Genomic DNA, 22123 nt, shown 5'->3' with positions numbered 1-22123 from the left:
CATCATACTTGTTCTGTGACTAGTAATGATTAAGCACTGTCATTCCAGTGACTCGCCGTAGATATATCCCTATAGGCTCGACGACGGCATCCATTCCGTCAACGGTCACTTCCATGTCAGTGCTTAATCTGGCTAACTGCATAGTATCCTGTTACCTAGAGCATTCTCTTAAGCCTAATGTCAGACAGAACTATCTATCTTAGTTGGCATGATCCTATTGCAATATATGATAGGTTTGTAACTCGCACATGGGATATTCTGTCTGATAGATTGTTGTGTAAGGAAAGTGATAGAAATCTGATTAATTTATTTTGATACAAATAGTTAACGATGCACGCTTTCTCTGCTCTAATGAGGTAAGCGAGCATGCACACTATTCAACGGTTATCTTAATGGAGGTCTTTTTTATATGCATGGCGTTTGCAAATTATGTAATCAAGAAGCGAAGCTTGAGTTGAGTCATTTTATTCCAAAATTTATAGGAAAGTGGCTTAAGAAGACTTCAATTACGGGTTATTTAAGAGATGGAAATCAAGTAAGTAAACGACAGCAAGATATAGCCAAAGAATATTGGTTATGTGGAGATTGCGAAGATTTATTTTCAACATGGGAAAGAACTTTTTCGGTTAAAATATTCCACCATTATATGAAAAACTCGAGTTTAGTAGCAGTGTATGGAAATTGGTTGTCAAAATTTGCAGCCTCTTTGTCTTGGCGAACACTTACTTATGTTCGCAGCAAAAATAGCCATGAAACTAAACCGCAAGAATACCTAGAAATGTTGGAAAAAGCTGAAGAGGGGTTAGCCAACTTCTTACTTGGTAAATCTTCAAACTTATACGAATTTGAGCAACACATATTTCCTCTTGATGTTATTGAGTCAACAAATTTCGATAATCTTCCAACAAACATCAATCGGTATTTCCTTCGTGCTATTGCCATGGATATTGTGGGTAACTCACAAGGCACGTACATTTATACGAAGTTACCTTCGTTTATTGTTATAGGTGTAATTAAGTCAAAGCAATCGAAACAAATGCGATCTAGCCGTGTGGCTATTAGCGGTGGAACAATATCCCCAAGACAGTACGTCTTTCCTGACGGTTTTGATGGTTATATCAGGGATGCTGCAAATAAAATATCTGAACTATACGAGCAAATCCCAGAAGAACAGCTTGCAAAGATTGAAAATTATGTGATTGATAATGTGGATAAAGTGGTAGGTTCAAAACTGTTTGAAGCTATTGTCCATGATTATGAGAGGTTTGGTCGAAAGTCATTAAGATAATAAAGCATTTAAGAGTGATTCCTAAAGCTTGGTATTTTTAGTTCAAGGTTGGGGGCTAGTGGCAATGTTGCTCATACTTGAATGCAACATTATATGTGAAGTTTATCAAGGCATTCATTGTTCAATTTGGCCACAGGTATACTCAAAGGTTAATGAGATTAAGCACTGTCATGGAAGTAACCGTTGGCGGCATGTCCGCTCTTTCACATCCATGTGATCGCGGTATTTGCACTTCTGTATGCAGCAGATGCCGCCGTTGAGCCTATAGGGACACTTCTTGTTAAACGAAAGGGCGGCGAGTCACTAGAATGACAGTGCTTAATAGCTTAACGATTAACTTCCATAATAAATCAAGTGTTTAAGACTTTTTTGCCACCAAAGACTGGTCTGCATTGGGGAGCGTCGATTTTTCTTCTGCTGAGCGATAAGTTTGTCTGCTATTGGTATTCTGAACTCCATTCAACAGGCTAAGAATGCCACTTACACAGATTTTTTCACGCTCTCGAACTACATGTCCGGTCTTTTTCTATGCTTAATTTACAATCCCTGGTAGGGCTTCTCTTAAAAGTTCCAACTCCTTTTGGTTTGCTTTAATCCAAAGTTTTTTCAAGTTTGGTATCGAAGCCAAGATTTCTACTGTCTCTTTAGTCTTAATTACATTTGTTTCAAAAAGATACAACGCAAAAATATTTTTATTTCCACGCAACTCGTCAATACTGGACAACTGTGGGTTTCCACTGAGGTCTAAAATTTTTACGCTGTCCAGCGTTGAAATGATAGAACCCAAATCTAACTTTTGACATTTATTCAAAGATAAGTAGCTTAAATTCTGGGTGTTTCCGGTAATTTCAGAGAGTTTGCTTGCATGGGACACACTTAATGATTCAACTGAGTCTGAGCATAAATTAATTGACTCTAATGAACGAACAATGGAGCAGTTTAATGAAATTGCGACATCAACTTTTAGATTAATAACTTTGGAGTTGAATATATTTACATGCTTAATCCCGTCAACTAATTCAGATGATTCATTTTGCTCAACATAACCTTTCCGAATGAATGCCATTATGGCTTTCCAATCATCTCGCTGCCACTCAGCGTTATATACATAATCCAATATTGGTAATATAGAATCGAAGGTAGGTAATGAATTTTCCCATCTCTGCCATTCTGAAACATTTTCTGGTGCTAACTTTATATATTTCTTAAAAGATGAAATGTCCATGTTATCACTTAATTAAAATTGGGTTGTCGAATTCAGAATGTTGATCTCTTCTGGTATATTTTTGCATTTCTTTTGAGAAGCGGCTCTAAATTCTGATGATTTATTCTGTCACGCTATCCCTTTACTCACTCTTATTTGAGCTGACTAAAGCTTTAAAGCGAAGGTCACTCTTGCTCAGAGGGGTAAGTGCCTCGGCTTTGGTGAGATATTGCATAGTGATGTGGATAGCGTCTTGATGGTGACTAAATTCCCTAAAAAGACGCTTTGCAATCAGCAGATTTAATTGATGTGCAGCTAATGAGGCATGCTCATGCTTTATCTGTAAAATAACCTCTTTTAGGGAGATAGGGGGAATTTCTTCCAAGGTTATAAGAAAGGCTTTTGCGACAGTTCTGGCGTGTGAGAAATAGTCTGATCGCGCATCTAAGGCGTAAATATGCTTGAAAATGTGTTTGGCTAGGGCTTTATTGCCGTTGCGGTAAAAAGATTCGCCATCAAAACAAATATCCCCTAGTCCTTCCATTATCTGTCTAGGGTTATCTGATAGGGAAAGCGATTCAATTTCTCTTTGGTATTCCGAAAACTGATCCATATTCTCGACTTTACTGGCACTATAGTGTGACTTTTCGACTATTGAAGTTGGAAGGCTGACAATCTTAGCAAATCCACAAGGTTAAAGCGTAACGGTCTGAATAAAATCAATGTCATTTCTGCAAACTCAAGCTTAATTTCGGTATAAAAAAATGCCACTACAAGGGGTTAGTGGCATAAATGCATAAGTCGGGCTTAAGCTTAAAAGGGTGGGTAGAAGACTGACATCTTGGCTGGGAACCGTTGCAACATCAGCCTCTACGCCGGGAAGTGGGTAAAACCTTTGGGAGTAGAGTGGTAAAACGGCGCGTTATTCCATGCTTACTGGGCCGTCGATTTTGTTAAATGTCACATCGCCAGAACCTGCCGCAAGAATCGTTAATCCCTTAGTGTTAAAGACATTAATGTTGCCTGAGCCATCTGTGATGGTCACAGCACTTTGCACATTGGCGACCTCTATGTTGCCCGAGCCGTCATCAATTGCGATATTGCCGCGAATATCGGTCAGCTTGATGGCACCAGAGCCATCTTCAATGGTTAGGCTGTCGTTGATTTGGCTGATTTCAATATCACCTGAGCCATCCTCTATGTTGATATTGTTACCACCGTTGATAGTGAGTTCACCCGAACCGTCTTTGACGTTCATGTCTGACGTCATCTTGCTGATCAAAATAGCCCCTGAGCTGTCATCAATATCCAGTGTAAAGTTCGCAGGGACTTGCAGTTTTAGGTCTATATAGGGCGAGTCATTATTAGAATCTGTTTGCTCAAAGTTGGCCTTGAGCTTGGCTTTATTGGCTTTTTTCTCAAGGGTGAGAATGACTTTGCTGTCATCGTTGCCGTCCTTATTGCTATAGATGTCAGCGACGAGTTTAATTTGGGCTAGGCCTTCGACACCGATAATTTCGAGACTGCCTGCGCCAGTTTCTGCAATCAGGCCTTGTAAGTCTTGGCTATCGAGTGTGAGTTCGCGTTGCTGGTGGTCTAAGTCTGGCATGCCTGCAGCGTTCACATTAAGAATGCAGCCAGTGAGCGATACTCCAGCAGTAAAAAACACTATAAAAGCGAGGGTGAATATAAATGGGCGTAGTGACATGTTAGCTTCCTTGTTTATCTGTCACTCGATTTTTTGGGTGAGTGCTGAGTCGTCTTGCGATGAATAAGACATTGCACAGCCCATGCCAATTTTAAGTTTCATTTATAATCAATTGGTTAAGCTGAAAGTGTCCGAGGTTCACTGTGCGGACATGTCCGCTACATGGGTGATTTACTCATAGATTAGTGAAATTGCTCATTTATTAAGTTAGTTTAAGCTCCGTAAGTCACGCGGAATCAAAAATACAAAAAAGACAAGAAGGGATGCTGATGGATTATTTAACAACAAACAAAACGGCTTGGGATGCGCGCACTCGGGTACATTTAACTTCTGATTTTTATGATGTGGCGGGCTTTCTTAGTGGTAAGACTTCGCTGCGGGAAATTGAGCTAGGTGAACTCGAGGTTGCAGGTAAAAGTTTGCTGCATCTGCAATGTCATTTCGGCTTAGACACCTTGTCGTGGGCGCGAATGGGATCGAGAGTCACTGGCGTCGATTTGTCAGAGGTCGCGATTGTTGAAGCGCAAAAGTTGGCAGAACGGACACAGTTGTCTGCTGAGTTTATCTGTAGCGATGTTTACAGTGTGGCGAGCAAGGTTGAGCCTCACGATATTGTGTTTACGTCCTATGGTGCCATTGTTTGGCTGCCGGATTTAACTCTGTGGGCGCAGACAGTGGCTGCCTGTTTAACACCCGGCGGACAGTTTTACATGGCCGAGTTCCATCCTGCGCAGCAGCTATTCGATGGCTATAGCTATTTTAATCGGGGTGAGCCAGACATAGAGCAGGAAGGCACATATACCGAAAATACCGGTGATGATCAGCAAACCTTAATGTGCTGGTCGCACAGTTTATCTGAAGTGATCAATGCATTATTGCAGGCGGGCTTAGTGTTGGAGTTCTTCCACGAGTTTGATTTCAGCCCCTATAACTGCTTTGAAGGGCTCGAAGCGCAAGCCGATGGTCGTTATGTGTTAACACACCAAGGGCAGAATGTGCCCTTGGTGTACAGCATAAGCGCGCGTAAGCCCGCTTAATCACAGCCTTTTGTAATCGAGATGATCAGCGACTACGGTAAACCGGATACTTAAGGTATTGGTTATCGTAGTAAGGGCTACGTTCATAGAACCAGCGTAGGCGTGCCTCAGGATCGGCGGCAAACTCGGCATTGGTCAGTGCTTTGTCGAACTCAGCTTGTAGCTTAGGATCATCTTTTAGCGTCTTGGCCGCCAGTGGCTCTACCGCATAATCTTCAATGTATTCAGTGCGAGTGAAGATAGGATTGAAGAAACCCCATTGCAGTAAAGAATCTGGTGATTGCGGCTCAAGCAGTAAAATCGCCAGATCGCCTAGCGGTTGATCTGTACTGATTTTAATGGTGCCAGCGGGCAGAGTAGTGCTGACTTTGGTTAACTCTGACTCGGCTTTGACCGTTTGGCGGCCCTCAAAATCCTTAGTGTTAAACACGGGATTGCTGAGGGTATATTGCTGCAATTTCAACTCGGTTGGCTTTTTGAGTGTGGTCATGCGAATGCCATGCACGTTAAGACGATCAATCACTTGAGTCCATTGAGCGGGAATATAGTAAGCACTCGGACGAGTGACCTTAATGTCGGGCACTGTTTCAGCCATCACAGGCAAGTTAGGGTAAAGCTTAGGTTCACCTGTCCAGCGCACAACTTCAGCGCCACTGATGGGGCTCTTTTCAAGTTGATAATCTATGCCTTTAAAATCCCAGCCTTTTTCTAATGATGCTAATTTCCAAGTAAGGGTGATTAGCGGTGAGGCGCGGTATTTATCTTCTTGAATCGCACTCTTAAGTTTTGTCGCCTGTTCACCCACTGTTTTGAGGGTTTGCGCTAACATCACATAAGTGCCGAGCACCCTTTGCTTAAAGGGCTTTAGGCTGTGGTTTTCAACCAGAATGGTGGGCAAATGGCGAGCATCGCCATAACCGTTAGAGAAGCGCGGGCTTGGATTCCACAGCGACATGCCTTTGTTAATATCGGCGTTATCCACGGCAAAAATCAGTGCGCCGGGAATATGGCCTTGTTCCGTTAATGTGGCTTCAACCGCAGGTCTGTAGCTGTTTTCGAGCCAGCGGTAGCTCGCTGGGCTTAAGCCTTGGGCAAGGTTATAACCAAAGGTAACATCGTATTGATAGTCGATGCCGTCAGTAACATGGACATCGATATACAGATCCGGTTGCCATACGTTGATTGCGCGCAGCATGTGCTGCATTTCTAAGCTGTCGGCCTTAGCATAATCGCGGTTAAGGTTGAGATTATTAGCCGTAGTGCGCCAGCCCATATTCACAGGGCCACGTTGATTTACACGATTAAATTCGCCGCTGCGCTCATGGGCATCAACACTAAAAATAGGCACAAACAAGAGGTTAGCTTTATCGAGCAGGGCACTTTTATCGCCTTGGATAATGTCACGTAGCAGCATCATGCCGGCATCCTTACCGTCGATTTCTCCCGCATGAATCCCCGCCTGCACTAGCACTGTTGGCTTAGTGTTTTGTTTGAGGCGTGCCGATTCATTAATGCCTTCACTGCTGGCGATATACATCCAAATATCGCGCCCTTGTGGGCTCTTACCTAAGCTCACCTTTTGTAATTTATCTGTCTCGCCCGCGAGTTTGTCGAGCCAAGCGATAGTGGCATCGTAGCTTGGACTTTCAATACCGCCACTTTGCTCAAAGGGAGTCGCCCACTCGCTATCAACACTTAACATGAGCGATTCGCTGGCGCCATGCCAAGTGATGCTGGGCGGTAAAATCGCATCGTTGACAAAGGTGTTGGCTCGTTCAGGAATGGGCGCTGGTTGTGCTTCTGGCGACGTAACTGTGGTATCGGCCAGTACATTAGTCGCAGTTTCAGTTGCTTGGCTATTCGCTGCTGGACTTGCATCCTGTGACGTTGTGATTACTGGGGAGCCAACTGCCAATGTTTCTGTGGTAGAGGCTTGCGCCATAGTGGCTGCCGGAGTTGTTTGGGCTGTGGTTTTCGCATCATTGGCAAAAGCATTCCCAGGGTACAGATTGCCCGTAGAGAGACAGGCAATGGCGATAACGGAGAAAGAAAACAAGCGCATGAAAAGAGTCCATCTATCGAATTTTTATTAGGACGGTATCTTTTCATTAAACGCCCCGTTAACGCAAGGGCGGCTAAGGGTTATCCGGCATTTCTGACATGGATTTAAGCACTAAGCGGAATGGGAAAATCGACTAAGCCGTTTTGTTGGGCGTTATCTGAGAAGCTGGCCGCTTGTGATAGGCAATGTCGATAATGGCAATGTCTTTATAAAGTGCTTCGACGGCAATCGCGAGCTGATAAATCAGCCAGCTATAACCTGTGAGTGCAAATCCCTGCGGCACTTGGTCGTTTACGGCTGTCACTGGATCAGCGATTGATGCTTGAGTGGCTGCGACTAGGGCAAGCTGGAGTCTGTGTTGTAATTCTTGATCTAAGCATTCTGGTAGTGTCGGTAATTGTTGAGCTTTACCCGCTACAAATTCTGCAAGTTGTTGCAAATAGAAGGCAAGCTCAGAGGCAACCGCATTAATCTGCAGATAGGCGTCTTTGTCTTCTTCCTGCCAGCGGGTTAAGGGTAAGAGTTCGAGTAAGGTGATTAAGCGCACTTGTTTATTGGCTAACTGTGACAGTAGCACTTTGTGTTTTTTGAGGGTTTGACTTTCCCATTCCAAGGAGAAAAACAGTTTCTTTTGAGTGAGTACGGCCTTCATCGCAGCCTCTAGTCTAGCGCGAAAATCGAGCTCATGATTGGCGGGCGCCTTAAGATGCTCGGCTAATACTTCGGCCATATTGTCGATGGCATGGGTGAGTTGGGAGCGCCAATCTTGTTTAGCTTTAATCGGGAAAATGAACAGTGAGACCAAAATAGCAATCACACAGCCGGAGAGGATGTTGGCCGTGCGCCATAGTGCCTCAGAGGTGTCATGGTTGGCATCGCCGACCACGATTATGATGGTAAATCCGGCCACTAAATAGGCATAGCTATAACGTCCGGCCGAGATAAAACAAATCAAGCTAACGGCTAAGATCAGCAGGCTCATGATTAGCCAATAACTGTCCACTGTGGCAACTAACATCACCCCATAAGCTGAGCCTAAACAAGTGCCTATCGCCCTTTGTAGCGACTTTTCAATCGCGCCGCCTACTTGAGGTAAGCTCATCATAATGATCACTATCGTGACCATGCTCCAAATAAAATGCGGTGGCGCCCAAATGGCATTAATAGTGACAGCAACGAGTAAGGCTAGCCCGAGCTTTAGGGCGTGAATTGAGCGGAAATGGCGATAGATAAAGTCGGCAAAGGGTGTGGCTGGGGCAAATACAGACATAGGGCAAAATTCCTTTGAGCTAACTTAGCGATGTTAATCTAGTGGCAGTATCGCAGAAAAACCGTGTCACTTGCGGCCATAGCGCCATAAAGAAATGTAAATTGCGAAATCTAGCAAATTGAGCTTAGTGGATGGCGCGGGAGAGATCACATTAACACTCAGATTAAATAGGCTTAACTGATGCGTGTAGAGGCAGGCCATTATACCGTGCTGCAGATAAAAAAGGCTTGAATAAGCGTTGCCTATTCAAGCCTATATTCAAAGTGTTTGAGTTAGCTTAAGCTGCGCTCACTATCCGCTTTAACGTCAACTTCTGTGTATTTATCCATGATCAAGGCACAAGCAGCATCGCCAGTGATATTGAGTGCGGTACGGATCATGTCAAAAACCCTGTCTAACGCAAACAGCAAAGGTAAACCATCGATAGGAATTCCTGCAGCTAACAGCACTGCCACTACTAAGAAGGATGGGCCTGGCACACCAGCTTGACCAATTGCACCTAAGGTTGAGGTGAAAATGATGGCCGCATAGGCTGTCATCGATAGATCAACGTTATACATTTGGGCGAAGAACATGGCCACTAAACCATAATAAATCGCGTTGCCGCTCATATTAATGGTGGCGCCTAACGGCAGTACAAAAGCCGTGGTTGCCTTAGATACTTTAAGATCTTCCTCGCAGGTTTCCATATTCACTGGCAGAGTCGCCATTGAAGAGGCGGTCGATAATGCCATCACCTGCGGCTTCTTCATTGCCGAAATAAACTGGCGCGCCGACACTCTTGAGAAGAGTTGTACCACTAATGGGAAGAAGATAAAGCCGTAGATCAGAATCGCAGCAACAAACACGGCGAATAACTTAAACACGACTTTTAGTGCATCAAAACCGAAGGTGCCGACAGAATCGGCCATCAAACCAAATACACCGATAGGGGCAATGATCATCACGCAGTTGATCATCCACACAAAGGCATCGACGACTGTGTTAAGTGCGGCCAAAATAGGTTTAGCGCCATCGCCTTTAACTTTAGTCAGTGCGATGCCGAAGAAGATACTAAAGACTAAGATTTGTAATATGTTACCGCCGTTCAGCGACTCGAACACATTGGTTGGGATCATGCCGATAAAGGTATCCATTACCCCGGGTAATGCGCCATGTTCCTTGGTTACTTCCATCAAGTCTGTGCTGCTGTGGGCGGTAAAATCAACGCCTGCACCCGGTTGGAACAGATTACCCATCAAGAGTGCAAGCACAACGGCAAAGCCCGACGTGACAATAAAAAAGCCGAAAGTGCCAATGCCAATCTTACCCGCCGATGGGCTATCGCCTAAGCTCGCCGCGCCGCTGATGATAGAAACCAATACCAGTGGTATCACTAGCATTTTGATTAAATGGATGAAAATGGTTCCGAGTGGTGCAAACACACTTGCACTCTCACCCATCATAAAACCCACCAGTGCGCCGATAATCATGGCAATAACCACTTGCACACCAATGTTACCTAATAAACTCTTGCTCTTCATTCTTGCGAAACTCCCCAGTTGCCGCAGCATTTTGTGTCATGCACAGACGATTTGAACCTAGACGACTCAAGCTTTAGTGATTAAGGCTTACTCTAGGCTAAAGGTTCACTCTATGTTAAAGGCAAATGCCCGACATTTTTGACCGAGTAAAGTACCACAATTGCATAGCAGGGGATTGTGAAACATCACTAACCTTGGTTTCAAAATAACCAAAGTCTAAATCATGTTAACGTTAAATGAGGAATGCTTAAATTTATGCGCTTAAAAATGAATAAAGCTTATTTAATTATGGAATTTTAACTGCCGAATTGATGAATTGTAATTTTTACTTTGATGGGCGCAGATATCCTCTCGTATTCTTGGGGCGGCTTGAGTCGTTGGTCACCCATCTTTTACTTGTATGAATCATGAGAGTGGTTAATAGCTAAAAAACCTCCATGACCATTCAACTCTGTGACTCACTCAGTTTTCCCTATGACAACTCCATTTCGAGGACATTATGAACATCACCTCATTTTTTGGCCCGCCCGAATCGTTACAGTGCTGGATAAGAAAGTGCGTCGAACAACCTGGATTAAGTTATTGGCTGGTTTATCAAGAACTTGATGAAGGTGAATCCCTGCAACTGACCACTCCATTATTCCCGATAGTGAATGATATGAGAGACCTATCGGATGACGAAATCGATGCCTTTGAGGATAGCTTAGGCCGGAGTGACTATGGTTATCTGCTAAACATGGATCAAATCGAGGATGTGATCGATAACCTTATGCAGCAAAAAGCTCAGCCCAGTGAACAGGAACTGCTTGAAGCTATTATCTTTTACTATGAGCGAGATGCGTTTATAGATATTTAAGTGTTTATTTTTATTTTGTTGTTTCTATATAAAATAAAATTACGTGTTGTTAGCGGTAAAATACCGACGGTTAACGTCGGCATTTGTGTTTAAGGCGAGGTAATAAGTTGTGCACCATTTAGTGGTTATTGAGGTATTGAGCGCCTGTTTATTATGAATTCAATTTCGCAAGCACTCTGAATACCTCTTGAACGCCCTAAGGCATTGCGGGGAAGGAGAACGAGCTGCCAATCCCTAGAGGCAAGCCTAAGGCCCAATATGCCAGTAAGAAACCGCTCCAAAGTAAAAGAAAACTGATTGAAAACGGCAACATCAGCGCCACTAAGGTGCCTATGCCTGATTCCTTAACGTATTTTTGGCAAAACACCACAATTAACGGAAAGTAAGGCATCAGTGGGGTGATGATATTAGTGGATGAGTCGCCCACTCGGTAAGCGGCTTGAGTCAAATCCGGTGATACACCTAGCTCCATTAACATGGGTACCATAATGGCACCAATCAATGCCCATTTGGCTGAAGCGGAACCCACTAATAGATTGACGAATGCAGTGAGAAAAACAATCCCCACCAGAGTCACACCCATAGGAAGGGCTAATTCCTTTAACGCCAATGCGCCTTTAATGGCCATTAATGCGCCTAAATTAGATTGACCAAAAGCATAAATAAACTGGGCGCAGAAGAAGGCCATCACGATGTAATAACCCATGCCGCTCATGGATTTGCTCATGCCTTGAATAATGGCTCTGTGATTGTTTGCCGTGCCAGCGACGTAACCATACACGATGCCGGGGATGAGGAAGAACACAAAAATAATCGCCACAATGGAGCGCATTAATGGCGCTGAAGCACTGGTTAAGGCGCCGTCAGTACCACGCCAAGCAGAGTTGTCCCCATAGGCAGTAAACACCAGTCCTAAGGCACATAACAACATGGATAGCATGGCGAATTTGAGTCCACGGCGCTCATGGGGTTGCAGTTCATCTAGGGTTGGGAGCGTGCTGGGATCGCCATTCACCGCAGTGTTTTTTAGGCGCGGCTCGATAACTTTATCCGTTAAGAACCAGCCAACTAAGATAATTAGGATGGCAGATGCCGAAGTAAAAAAGATGTTATTCAGTGGGTTAATCGTTAATGTGGCGGCCGCGGGGTCGGCCGATAATCTTGCCGCTGCCTGAGTTAAGCCCGCTAACATAGGATCAAGACTCGATGGCACGCCAACGGTTGCAGAAAAACCGCCGGATACGCCAGCGAAAGCGGCGGCAATACCGGCTAAGGGATGGCGACCAGCGGCATAAAAGATCACCGCGCCGAGCGGGATAACGAGTACATAACCCGCATCTACCGCGACATGGCTTAGAATACCCACGGCTATCAATACCGGAGTGAGTAACATCTTGGGAGTGACAGATAAAATGGAGCGCAGCCCCGCATTAATAAAGCCGGTATGTTCAGCAACGCCTAGACCCAACATAGCAACCAGCACGACACCGAGCGGCGGGAAAGTCACAAAGGTCGTGACCATCGTCGAGGTAAACGCGGTCAGTGCACCGCCTTCGAGCATATTAACGACTTGAATCGGGTTACCAGTACGAGGGTCGATTTCATCAAAACTGACACCCGATAATCCCCAAGAGATCAACCAGACTAAGCCCAGAAACATCGCAAATAATACCGCCGGATCAGGCAGTTTATTGCCGACGACTTCGACGCCATTGAGAAATCGCTGGAATCCAGTGACAGGTTTATGATTTTCCATTTGGGTGCCGCTTCCTAAAAATGATGATTGTTATCGGCGATTATAAAAACGCAGCATTAATTTAAGCTTGGTTTAACTAATCGATAAGAAATAAAACACATAAAAATCTATCGCAGTGACTTTAGTGCGGGTGGATTTCATCGTCACTAAATCAATTTAGCCGCAAATAAAAAGCGCGGGTTCATGACTGAACCCGCGCTTTTTATAGAACGATATTTTTGACTCAATAATCGTACCGAACAGAGCCGCTACGCGCTTATGCCTTTGGACCTGCGTTACGGATAGCGTCTGACACTTGATACTTAGCGAAGTTTTTAGTGAAAGCTTCGGCCAGCTTCTGGGCGTATTCGGCATATAGCGCTTTGTCGCCCCAAGTGTTGATTGGGTTGAGTAAATTGCTGTCTACGCCTGTGACTGCCACAGGAACGGCGAGGTTCAAGGTGTCTAAGTGGACGGTTTCAACATCTTTCAATTCACCGCTGACAATCGCATCGACGATGGCGCGGGTGGTTGGGATGTCAAAACGTTTACCTACACCGTGTGGACCGCCAGTCCAGCCTGTGTTGACTAAGTACACTTGGCTGCCGAAGGACTCAATGCGCTTCATCAACAGTTCTGCGTACACGCCAGCAGGGCGTGGGAAGAAAGGTGCGCCGAAGCACGTTGAGAAGGTGGATTGAATCGCCGAGGTTGAGCCGATTTCAGTCGAACCTACTTTGGCGGTATAGCCAGACAAGAAGTGGTATGCCGCTTGTTCTTTGGTCAGGATAGAAACCGGTGGTAATACGCCAGATACGTCGCAGGTTAAGAATACAACCGCATGTGGCTCAGCGCCGCAGTTGTCTTCTTTACGTTGGGCAATGTGCTCTAGCGGATAGGCTGCGCGGGTGTTTTCCGTCAGGCTGCTGTCTTTGTAGTTAGGTACGCGGTGTTCGTCCATCACGACGTTTTCAAGCACAGTGCCGAAACGAATCGCATCCCAAATCACGGGCTCATTCTTCTGGCTTAAATCGATACATTTGGCGTAGCAACCGCCTTCGATGTTGAATACGCCGCCGGGTGCCCAGCCGTGTTCATCGTCACCGATCAGGAAGCGTTTTGGATCGGCAGAAAGTGTGGTTTTACCTGTGCCAGATAAACCGAAAAACAGCGTAGTGTCGCCATCTTTACCCACGTTGGCCGAACAGTGCATAGGTAGCACGCCTTGGGCTGGCAGTAGGAAGTTCTGCACTGAGAACATAGACTTTTTCATTTCGCCAGCGTATTTCAGGCCGGCAAGCAGCACTTTACGTTCAGCGAAGTTTAAAATCACGGTCGCATCTGAGTTAGTGCCATCACGTTCTGGTACGCAAACAAAGTCAGGGGCATTGATGATCTGCCACACTGGTTTGTCTTTACGATTAAATTCTTCAGGAATGATAAATAGATTGCGGGCGAACAGTTGGTGCCAAGCGTATTGCGTGGTGACTCGTACTGGTTGGTAATGTTCAGTGTCGGCACCGACTTCGAGATCAGATACAAACAGTTCTTTATCGGCTAGGTAAGCTTCAACCCGTGCCCATAAACCTTCAAAAGCACCTGGATCGAAAGCCTGATTGACTGGGCCCCATTCGATATCAGCTTCTGAACTGGGTTCTCTAACAATGAAACGATCGCCAGGTGAGCGACCGCTGCGAGCGCCTGTTTTAGCAACTAATGCGCCATTGGCTGTCAATTCACCTTCGCCGCGTAGCAGGGCAAATTCGACAAGTTGTGCTGTTGAGGGGTTAAAGTGAACGCGGTTTAATCCATCCGCCATAGTGAGGTCTCCATTTGATTTGTAAGGTTATTTTAATATCGATCGTCTGCCGATTTAATTTTATTTATCGCCTGAGTCGTGCTAGGTGACAAAGTGAGGGCGATTGTAGCCTAAGCCGAGTGCAATGTGTGAGGGGATTATAGGTATGAATAAAAAATGGGCGCCAAATAGGGCGCCCATTTTTTAGGGGGAGTCGTTTTACTGCTGGGTTGTTGATGTTTGACCGTTAGCAAATAAGGTTGCTACGTCTATGGCATCAAAGGTGTATTTAGCGTGGCAATATTCGCAACCCATTTCTATCTTGCCATCTTCGGCCAGTATGGCTTCGATTTCTGCTTGATCTAAGGTTTTGATCGCGCCGGCACTGCGCTCATGGGAACAAGTGCATTTGAAGCTCACATCGATAGGATCAAATAAGCGTACTTCTTCCTGATGATAGAGGCGATGTAACACGCTTTCTGCATCAAGAGTAAATAGCTCTTCGGCCTTGATGGTCGACGTCAGTTGGCTCAAGTGTTCGAAGTCGGCGTTGTGATCTTGCTGGCTTGGCAGAATTTGTAGGAACATGCCCGCCGCTTGTTTGCCGTCGGCAAATAACCAAATTCCCGTAGGTAACTGCTCAGATTGATTGAAGTATTCTTCAACACAGGCCGCAAGTGTTGGCTTGTCTAGTGCAACGACACCTTGGTAGCGTTCACCTTCGTCGGGTGTTAAGGTGATGACCATGTAGCCTTGGCCGAAGAGTTCTGTGAGGCTAGCATCATCGGCGAGTTCAGCATTCCAGCGAGCCACACCGCGTAACTCTTGTAAATTGTTACCGTTGATCACCGCTAAAGATACAGGGCCGTTGCCTTGTAACTGTACGCTGATATCACCGCTAAATTTCAATGTAGCGGTTAATAGTGAGGTGGCTGCCATTAATTCACCCAGTAGCACTTGCAGTACGGCTGGGTATTCTTGGGCGCTGATCACTTGTTGATAGCTGTCTTGTAACTGCACCAGTTCACCGCGCACATCGGCATTATCGAACAAGTAGCGGTGTAAAGTATCTTGGTTCATCGTGTATCTCACTGTTAAAGGTCTTTAAAGCGCATGAGCTGGCGTCGTTGCTTTTTATCTGGTTTCTGATCGGGTATCGGGTTATTGAGCATGTGGAGGCGTCGTTGCTCAGCATTAATGGCCCGTTTAGCCAGACTTGTCGCGGTTTCTTCGTACAATTCTTGTGCAATCGCACCACTTTGGCGTAATTGCGATAATTTTTTTATGACGATCTCTTTATCGTCATATCCTTGGCGTATCTTAAGGACGGCGCCTATCTCGGCATTCCTACTAGATTTGGCACGCTGGCCGTTGTAATGTACTTTGCCGCCGTTAATCATTTCTTTGGCGATGGCACGGGTTTTATAAAAACGTGCAGCCCAAAGCCACTTATCGAGTCGAATGTCTGTTTTATCGCTTTGACCTTGAGTCATAGTGTCTCCAGCTAAAAGATCGATGAGTTCACATGCCGAGCAAGAAAATGCGTGAAGAGCATTTCTATTATGTTAAAGGGTGGCGTGCTTCACACCCTTTTATGGCGGGCAAAGTTAGCATAATTGGCCTATTTTCGCCAATTTGAATGCTGTTATGGGCTTGTTGCCAAATGCTGCCTAGGTTAGCATGAGACGGTAATCGCCTAATTATTATAATCAGAACAGAGACCTGTATCGAGGGTCCACATAAAATATGGATTTATTAGATAAAGTTATCGCAAAAGCCATTAGCATGCCCCATAAGCCCTTAAGCCGGATAGTCTTCTGGTTGGGTTTTATTGTGATCATGTTGTTAGCCGCGCAAATTACATGGAAATTAGTGCCTACTAGCTCATCACCCAGTGCTTGGTCGCCAACGCCCGTTAACCTGACGGGTAAAGGTGCTGGGCAGGTTGATCTTGCGGGTTTGCAGCAGCTTGGTCTCTTTGGTAAGGCAGATGGTAAATCTGAAAAGCCAAAAACTGAGGTTGTTGAGACTGTGACCGACGCGCCTAAGACCACGCTCTCTATTCAGCTCACTGGCGTTGTTGCATCGACAGCAGATCAGAAAGGCTTAGCGATCATTGAGTCAAACGGCAGCCAAGAGACCTACAGCTTAGGCGATAAAATTAAGGGCACTTCGGCATCACTGAAAGAAGTCTATGCCGACCGTATTATCATCACTAACGCTGGCCGTTACGAGACATTAATGCTCGATGGCTTAGTTTATACTAGCCAAAGCCCAGCTAATCAGCAGTTACAACAAGCTAAGACTAATAAGACTGGCTCGGCAGTGAGCCGTGTCGATCAACGTAAAAATGCCGAAATCTCCCAAGAACTCGCCGAATCCCGCACCGAATTGTTAGCCGACCCCAGTAAGATCACCGATTATATTGCCATTTCACCTGTCAGACAGGGTGACGCTGTGGCGGGATATCGCTTGAATCCAGGGAAAGACGCCAATTTGTTTAAGCAGGCGGGTTTTAAAGCTAACGATTTAGCCAAATCGATTAATGGATACGACTTGACCGTAATGAGTCAAGCGTTAGAAATGATGAGCCAATTACCCGAGTTAACCGAAGTTTCTATTATGGTTGAGCGGGAAGGACAATTGGTTGAAATCATGTTTAGTTTGCCGCAATAACACGCGTTAGAGGAAAGAAAAAGAATGAATAACAAAAGGATTCGACGCAAGCTGATTGCTGGGGTTGTTGCGGGTGCAGCCATGTTCTCCTCCCAATTCGCTTGGTCTGAACAGTATGCGGCCAACTTTAAAGGCACGGATATTCAAGAATTTATCAATATCGTTGGTAAAAACCTGAATAAGACCATCATAGTTGACCCGACAATTCGCGGCAAAATCAACGTTCGCAGTTATGATCTGTTGAACGATGAACAGTATTACCAGTTTTTCCTCAACGTTTTACAAGTTTACGGTTATGCCATCGTTGAGATGGAAAATAACGTTATTAAAGTCATTAAAGACAAAGATGCCAAAACCGCTGCAATTCGAGTCGCTAACGATAACGACCCCGGCCTTGGTGATGAAATGGTGACGCGTATTGTGGCCTTGTATAACACTGAGGCTAAGCAATTAGCGCCGTTATTGCGTCAACTTAATGATAATGCGGGTGGCGGCAACGTAGTGAACTACGACCCCTCCAATGTCTTGATGTTGTCTGGCCGTGCTGCTGTAGTGAACAAGTTAGTCGAAATTATCCGTCGAGTAGATAAGCAAGGCGATACCTCGGTGCAAGTCGTGCCGTTAGAATTTGCTTCTGCGGGTGAAATGGTACGAATTATCGATACCCTTTATCGTGCTACCGCTAACCAATCCCAATTGCCAGGCCAAGCGCCAAAAGTGGTTGCTGACGAACGTATCAATGCCGTGGTCGTGAGCGGTGATGAGAAGAGCCGCCAACGTGTGGTCGAGCTTATCCGTCGTCTCGATGCCGAACAAGCCAGCACAGGTAACACAAAAGTTCGTTATCTACGTTATGCCAAAGCAGAAGATTTAGTTGAAGTGCTGACCGGTTTTGCCCAAAAGTTGGAAGGCGAGAAAGATCCGAGCGCTCAGGCTGCAGGTGGTAAACGCCGTAATGAAATCAATATCATGGCGCATACTGAAACCAACGCCTTAGTGATCAGTGCTGAACCCGATCAGATGCGCACTATCGAGAGCGTGATTAATCAACTCGACATCCGCCGTGCTCAGGTACTCGTAGAAGCCATTATCGTGGAAGTCGCCGAAGGCGATAGCGTCGGCTTTGGGGTCCAATGGGCCGCGAAAGCGGGTGGTGGTACTCAGTTTAATAACTTAGGCCCAACCATAGGTGAAATTGGTGCAGGTGTATGGCAGGCGCAAGATCAAGAAGGGACATTCATCACTAACCCGAGCACTGGTCAGGTGATAGGTCAAAACCCGAGTACTAAGGGAGATGTGACGCTACTCGCCCAAGCCTTAGGTAAAGTGAACGGTATGGCTTGGGGCGTGGCCATGGGCGACTTTGGTGCCTTAATTCAAGCAGTGTCGAGTGACACTAACTCAAACGTACTGGCAACGCCTTCTATTACGACCTTAGATAACCAAGAGGCCTCGTTTATTGTGGGTGACGAAGTGCCTATTCTGACAGGTTCTACCGCCAGCTCGAGCAACAGTAACCCATTCCAAACCGTTGAGCGTAAAGAGGTTGGGGTTAAACTGAAAGTGGTGCCACAGATCAACGAAGGCAGCTCTGTTAAGCTGACGATTGAACAGGAAGTTTCTGGGGTTAACGGTAATACAGGCGTGGATATTTCCTTCGCGACTCGTCGGTTAACCACTACCGTTATGGCGGATTCTGGTCAAATTGTGGTACTCGGTGGTTTGATAAACGAAGAAGTACAAGAAAGTATACAAAAAGTACCTTTCTTGGGTGATATTCCCATTCTAGGACATTTGTTTAAATCTTCTTCGAGCAAAAAAACGAAGAAAAACCTCATGATCTTCATCAAGCCAACGATCATACGTGATGGCATCACGATGGAAGGGATTGCTGGGCGTAAATATAATTATTTCAGAGCATTACAGCTTGAGCAGCAAGAGCGTGGCGTGAACTTAATGCCAAATACTCAAGTGCCAGTGTTGGAAGAATGGAATCAGTCTGAGTATTTACCTCCTGAAGTTAACGAGATTTTAGAGCGTTATAAAGAAGGTAAAGGCTTAGATACTCAGATGCGTAAAACGGATCCAACGCTCAAAACGCTCGATGAAAACAAAAACAAAGATAAAACCAATGAGTGAAATTCAACTATCCCAAGTCGATGACCTCAGCCAAGTCTCTAATGAGCTAGGCCTTGAAGCTGAAGGTGATGAGGTCTTTCGTTCGAGCAGTAAAGAGCGTTTACCTTTTGCCTTCGCACACCGCCACGATGTGGTGCTCGCGCTGGGTGAAACGGGCGAGTTAAGCTTGTTCTATACGAGTAAAACACCCTTAACGGCTATGCTCGAAGCGCGGCGTTATTCGGGTGTTGATTTGCCTTTGGTTAAGCTCGAAGTGGCAAAGTTTGAGGCCAAACTCACTCAAGCATATCAGGCGAACTCGTCTGAAGCGCAGCAGTTGATGGAAGACATAGGCAACGAGATGGATTTATTCACCCTTGCCGAAGAGCTGCCGCAGACCGAAGACTTGCTCGAAGGTGATGATGATGCGCCTATCATCAAACTGATTAATGCCTTGTTATCTGAAGCGATTAAAGAAGAAGCGTCGGATATCCATATCGAAACCTACGAGAAACAGCTTGTAGTGCGGTTCCGTATCGATGGTGTACTTAAGGAAGTGCTCAAGCCAAACCGTAAACTGTCGTCGCTGTTAGTGTCGCGGATTAAGGTTATGGCTCGCCTCGATATCGCCGAAAAACGTGTGCCACAGGATGGCCGTATTTCGCTGCGAATCGCAGGTCGTGCGGTAGATGTGCGGGTATCGACCATGCCATCGAGCCACGGTGAACGTGTTGTACTGCGTCTGCTGGATAAAAATACTGGCAACCTCGATTTAGAACAATTGGGGATGACCGACAGTATTCGCGTTAAGTTTGAAGATCTTATTCGTCGTCCTCACGGGATCATTTTGGTGACTGGCCCAACGGGCTCGGGTAAAAGTACCACTCTGTATGCGGGTTTGACGGAGATCAACTCTAAAGACACCAACATACTCACAGTAGAAGACCCTATCGAATACGAGTTAGACGGTATTGGTCAGACCCAAGTTAACACTAAGGCCGACATGACCTTTGCTCGTGGTCTGCGCGCTATTTTGCGTCAAGACCCCGATGTCGTGATGATAGGCGAGATCCGTGACCTCGAAACCGCGCAAATTGCGGTGCAAGCGTCACTCACTGGTCACATGGTGATTTCAACCCTGCATACCAACACAGCGTCTGGCGCGATTACACGTTTGCAAGACATGGGCGTAGAGCCTTTCCTCGTGTCTTCAAGTTTACTCGGCGTGTTGGCTCAACGTTTGATCCGTACTCTTTGTCCTAAATGTAAAATCGAGCATGTGCCCGATGCGCGTGAGCGTGAGTTGCTGGGCATAGCCGCCGATGACGACAGACGTATTTTCCGTGCCAATGGCTGTAAATCCTGTGGTAACAATGGCTACCGTGGTCGAACCGGTATTCATGAGCTTTTACTGGTTGACGATAATGTGCGTGAATTGATCCATGGCGGCCGCGGTGAGTTAGCCATCGAAAAGTATATTCGTCAGTTTGTACCGAGCATTCGTCACGATGGCATGAGCAAAGTGCTCGCGGGCATCACCACTCTCGAAGAAGTGCTACGTGTGACTCGCGAGGAGTAATTTATGCCAGCATTTGAATATAAGGCACTGGATGCCAAGGGAAAGCAGCTTAAGGGCGTGATTGAGGCGGATACCGCCAGACACGCCCGCAGCCAACTGCGCGATCAGCGCATGATGCCCTTGGAAATACTGCCTGTTACTGAAAAAGAAGCCAAAGCTAAGAGCAGCAGTTTTTCGTTTTTCAAACGTGGCATTTCAGTTGCTGAATTAGCTTTGATCACCCGCCAAATTGCGACCTTAGTGGCCGCGGGTTTACCGATTGAAGAATCCCTTAAAGCCGTTGGTCAGCAGTGCGAGAAAGATCGTCTCGCGAGCATGATTATGGCGGTACGTTCTCGGGTGGTGGAAGGTTATAGTCTGGCTGATTCATTGGCTGAATTTCCGCATATTTTCGATGATTTATATCGTGCCATGGTGGCCTCGGGTGAAAAGTCCGGTCACTTAGAAGTGGTGCTTAATCGTCTGGCGGATTATACCGAGCGACGCCAACAGCTTAAATCTAAGCTGACCCAAGCCATGATTTATCCCGCGGTTTTGACCACAGTGGCGATAGGGGTGATTTCAATCCTGCTAGCTGCGGTTGTGCCTAAAGTGGTCGGACAGTTTGAGCACATGGGCGCCGAGTTACCCGCTTCGACCCGATTTTTGATCTCGGCCTCTGACTTTGTTCAAAACTATGGTGTGTTTGTGGTCATCGCCTTAGTGCTGCTGTTCGCACTCTTTCGGCGCATGTTAAAGTCACCTGCGTTTAGGATGAAGTACGATAATTTTTTATTGAGCATGCCGGTTGTTGGCCGCGTGAGTAAGGGATTAAATACGGCGCGTTTTGCGCGGACGTTAAGTATCTTATCCGCTAGTTCAGTGCCTTTGCTCGATGGTATGCGTATAGCGAGTGAAGTGTTGCAGAATATGCGAGTGCGGGCCGCAGTTGACGATGCGACCGCACGCGTGCGGGAAGGAACTAGCTTAGGTGCAGCGTTGACTAATACTAAGTTGTTTCCGGCTATGATGTTATACATGATTGCGTCGGGCGAGAAGAGTGGTCAACTTGAGCAGATGTTAGAGCGGGCCGCCGATAACCAAGACAGGGAATTCGAAGGTAACGTCAACATAGCATTGGGTGTATTCGAGCCTATGCTGGTGGTCAGTATGGCGTGTGTTGTGCTCTTTATCGTGATGGCAATTTTGCAGCCAATTTTAGCCTTGAATAACTTGATTAGCGGTTAATTTTTGAATTTATGGATTATGACCAAGTCGATTGGCATAGGA

General features: G+C 45.9%; 18 protein-coding genes. 7 read left to right on the top strand and 11 right to left on the bottom strand.

Features of this window, described 5'->3' with window-relative positions; translation table 11 throughout:
- Nucleotides 1-19 precede the first annotated feature (19 nt).
- The gene (locus L5M10_RS12395; protein ID WP_263187938.1) at nt 20-142 is read right to left on the bottom strand and encodes a hypothetical protein; all 123 of its coding nucleotides are present in this window, start codon (nt 140-142) and stop codon (nt 20-22) included.
- A gap of 267 nt (nt 143-409) precedes the next feature.
- On the opposite strand from L5M10_RS12395, the gene L5M10_RS12390 reads away from it, so the two are divergent.
- Nucleotides 410-1288 carry a hypothetical protein gene (locus L5M10_RS12390; RefSeq protein ID WP_263255350.1) on the top strand — a complete coding sequence of 293 codons (879 nt, stop codon included), beginning with the start codon at nt 410-412 and terminating at the stop codon, nt 1286-1288.
- Nucleotides 1289-1820: 532 nt separating this feature from the next.
- Here the strand turns inward: L5M10_RS12390 and L5M10_RS12385 are convergent.
- From L5M10_RS12385 to L5M10_RS12375, 3 genes are all read right to left on the bottom strand, one after another.
- Nucleotides 1821-2513 (bottom strand): hypothetical protein, encoded by a 693-nt coding sequence (locus L5M10_RS12385; protein ID WP_263255348.1) that lies wholly within the window; start codon nt 2511-2513, stop codon nt 1821-1823.
- Nucleotides 2514-2634: 121 nt separating this feature from the next.
- Nucleotides 2635-3105 carry a hypothetical protein gene (locus tag L5M10_RS12380; RefSeq protein ID WP_263255347.1) on the bottom strand — a complete coding sequence of 157 codons (471 nt, stop codon included), beginning with the start codon at nt 3103-3105 and terminating at the stop codon, nt 2635-2637.
- A 309-nt stretch (nt 3106-3414) separates the two neighbouring features.
- Entirely contained in the window at nt 3415-4200 is a 786-nt protein-coding gene (locus L5M10_RS12375) for a hypothetical protein (RefSeq protein ID WP_263255345.1), read from the bottom strand.
- A 269-nt stretch (nt 4201-4469) separates the two neighbouring features.
- Here L5M10_RS12375 and L5M10_RS12370 point away from each other — a divergent pair, with 269 nt between their 5' ends.
- The gene (locus L5M10_RS12370; RefSeq protein WP_263175873.1) at nt 4470-5237 is read left to right on the top strand and encodes a class I SAM-dependent methyltransferase; all 768 of its coding nucleotides are present in this window, start codon (nt 4470-4472) and stop codon (nt 5235-5237) included.
- 25 nt (nt 5238-5262) lie between these two features.
- Here the strand turns inward: L5M10_RS12370 and L5M10_RS12365 are convergent, their stop codons facing one another.
- The 3 genes from L5M10_RS12365 to L5M10_RS12355 all read right to left on the bottom strand — a co-directional run bounded on the left by L5M10_RS12365 (nt 5263) and on the right by L5M10_RS12355 (nt 10092).
- Entirely contained in the window at nt 5263-7299 is a 2037-nt protein-coding gene (locus L5M10_RS12365) for a M14 family metallopeptidase (RefSeq protein ID WP_263255343.1), read from the bottom strand.
- A 133-nt stretch (nt 7300-7432) separates the two neighbouring features.
- The gene (locus L5M10_RS12360; protein ID WP_263142192.1) at nt 7433-8569 is read right to left on the bottom strand and encodes an FUSC family protein; all 1137 of its coding nucleotides are present in this window, start codon (nt 8567-8569) and stop codon (nt 7433-7435) included.
- A 272-nt stretch (nt 8570-8841) separates the two neighbouring features.
- Nucleotides 8842-10092: a dicarboxylate/amino acid:cation symporter gene (locus L5M10_RS12355; protein WP_263255341.1), complete on the bottom strand. Its 1251-nt coding sequence runs from the start codon at nt 10090-10092 to the stop codon at nt 8842-8844.
- 499 nt (nt 10093-10591) lie between these two features.
- On the opposite strand from L5M10_RS12355, the gene L5M10_RS12350 reads away from it, so the two are divergent.
- Nucleotides 10592-10948: a hypothetical protein gene (locus tag L5M10_RS12350; RefSeq protein ID WP_263255339.1), complete on the top strand. Its 357-nt coding sequence runs from the start codon at nt 10592-10594 to the stop codon at nt 10946-10948.
- Between the two features lie 196 nt (nt 10949-11144).
- On the opposite strand, the gene L5M10_RS12345 is transcribed toward L5M10_RS12350, so the two are convergent.
- The 4 genes from L5M10_RS12345 to hslR all read right to left on the bottom strand — a co-directional run bounded on the left by L5M10_RS12345 (nt 11145) and on the right by hslR (nt 15974).
- Complete coding sequence (locus L5M10_RS12345) at nt 11145-12704, bottom strand: AbgT family transporter (protein ID WP_263255337.1); 1560 nt, start codon at nt 12702-12704, stop codon at nt 11145-11147.
- Between the two features lie 256 nt (nt 12705-12960).
- Entirely contained in the window at nt 12961-14502 is a 1542-nt protein-coding gene (locus tag L5M10_RS12340; protein WP_173497001.1) for a phosphoenolpyruvate carboxykinase, read from the bottom strand.
- A gap of 198 nt (nt 14503-14700) precedes the next feature.
- Nucleotides 14701-15561, bottom strand: coding sequence for an Hsp33 family molecular chaperone HslO (gene hslO / locus L5M10_RS12335; RefSeq protein ID WP_105250990.1), 861 nt, complete (start codon nt 15559-15561; stop codon nt 14701-14703).
- A 14-nt stretch (nt 15562-15575) separates the two neighbouring features.
- Nucleotides 15576-15974 carry a ribosome-associated heat shock protein Hsp15 gene (gene hslR, locus L5M10_RS12330; protein ID WP_011848177.1) on the bottom strand — a complete coding sequence of 133 codons (399 nt, stop codon included), beginning with the start codon at nt 15972-15974 and terminating at the stop codon, nt 15576-15578.
- Between the two features lie 253 nt (nt 15975-16227).
- Between hslR and gspC the strand changes: the two genes are divergently transcribed.
- From gspC to gspF, 4 genes are read left to right on the top strand one after another with little or no spacing between them, the layout of a single operon-like run.
- On the top strand, nt 16228-17157 hold the full coding sequence (gene gspC / locus L5M10_RS12325; RefSeq protein ID WP_263255335.1) for a type II secretion system protein GspC: 930 nt from the start codon (nt 16228-16230) through the stop codon (nt 17155-17157).
- 24 nt (nt 17158-17181) lie between these two features.
- Entirely contained in the window at nt 17182-19296 is a 2115-nt protein-coding gene (gspD, locus tag L5M10_RS12320; RefSeq protein ID WP_263192122.1) for a type II secretion system secretin GspD, read from the top strand.
- Nucleotides 19289-20854 carry a type II secretion system ATPase GspE gene (gspE, locus tag L5M10_RS12315; RefSeq protein ID WP_105250994.1) on the top strand — a complete coding sequence of 522 codons (1566 nt, stop codon included), beginning with the start codon at nt 19289-19291 and terminating at the stop codon, nt 20852-20854. The genes gspD and gspE overlap by 8 nt, the downstream gene beginning before the upstream one ends.
- Before the next feature lie 3 nt (nt 20855-20857).
- The gene (gspF, locus tag L5M10_RS12310; protein ID WP_105250995.1) at nt 20858-22081 is read left to right on the top strand and encodes a type II secretion system inner membrane protein GspF; all 1224 of its coding nucleotides are present in this window, start codon (nt 20858-20860) and stop codon (nt 22079-22081) included.
- The last annotated feature ends 42 nt before the right edge of the window (nt 22082-22123 follow it).

The sequence above is a fragment of the Shewanella sp. SM32 genome (assembly GCF_025654235.1).
Lineage (GTDB): Bacteria > Pseudomonadota > Gammaproteobacteria > Enterobacterales > Shewanellaceae > Shewanella > Shewanella oncorhynchi.
Note: the sequence above shows the minus strand (reverse complement) of the source record. Positions and strands in the feature narration are given on the sequence as shown.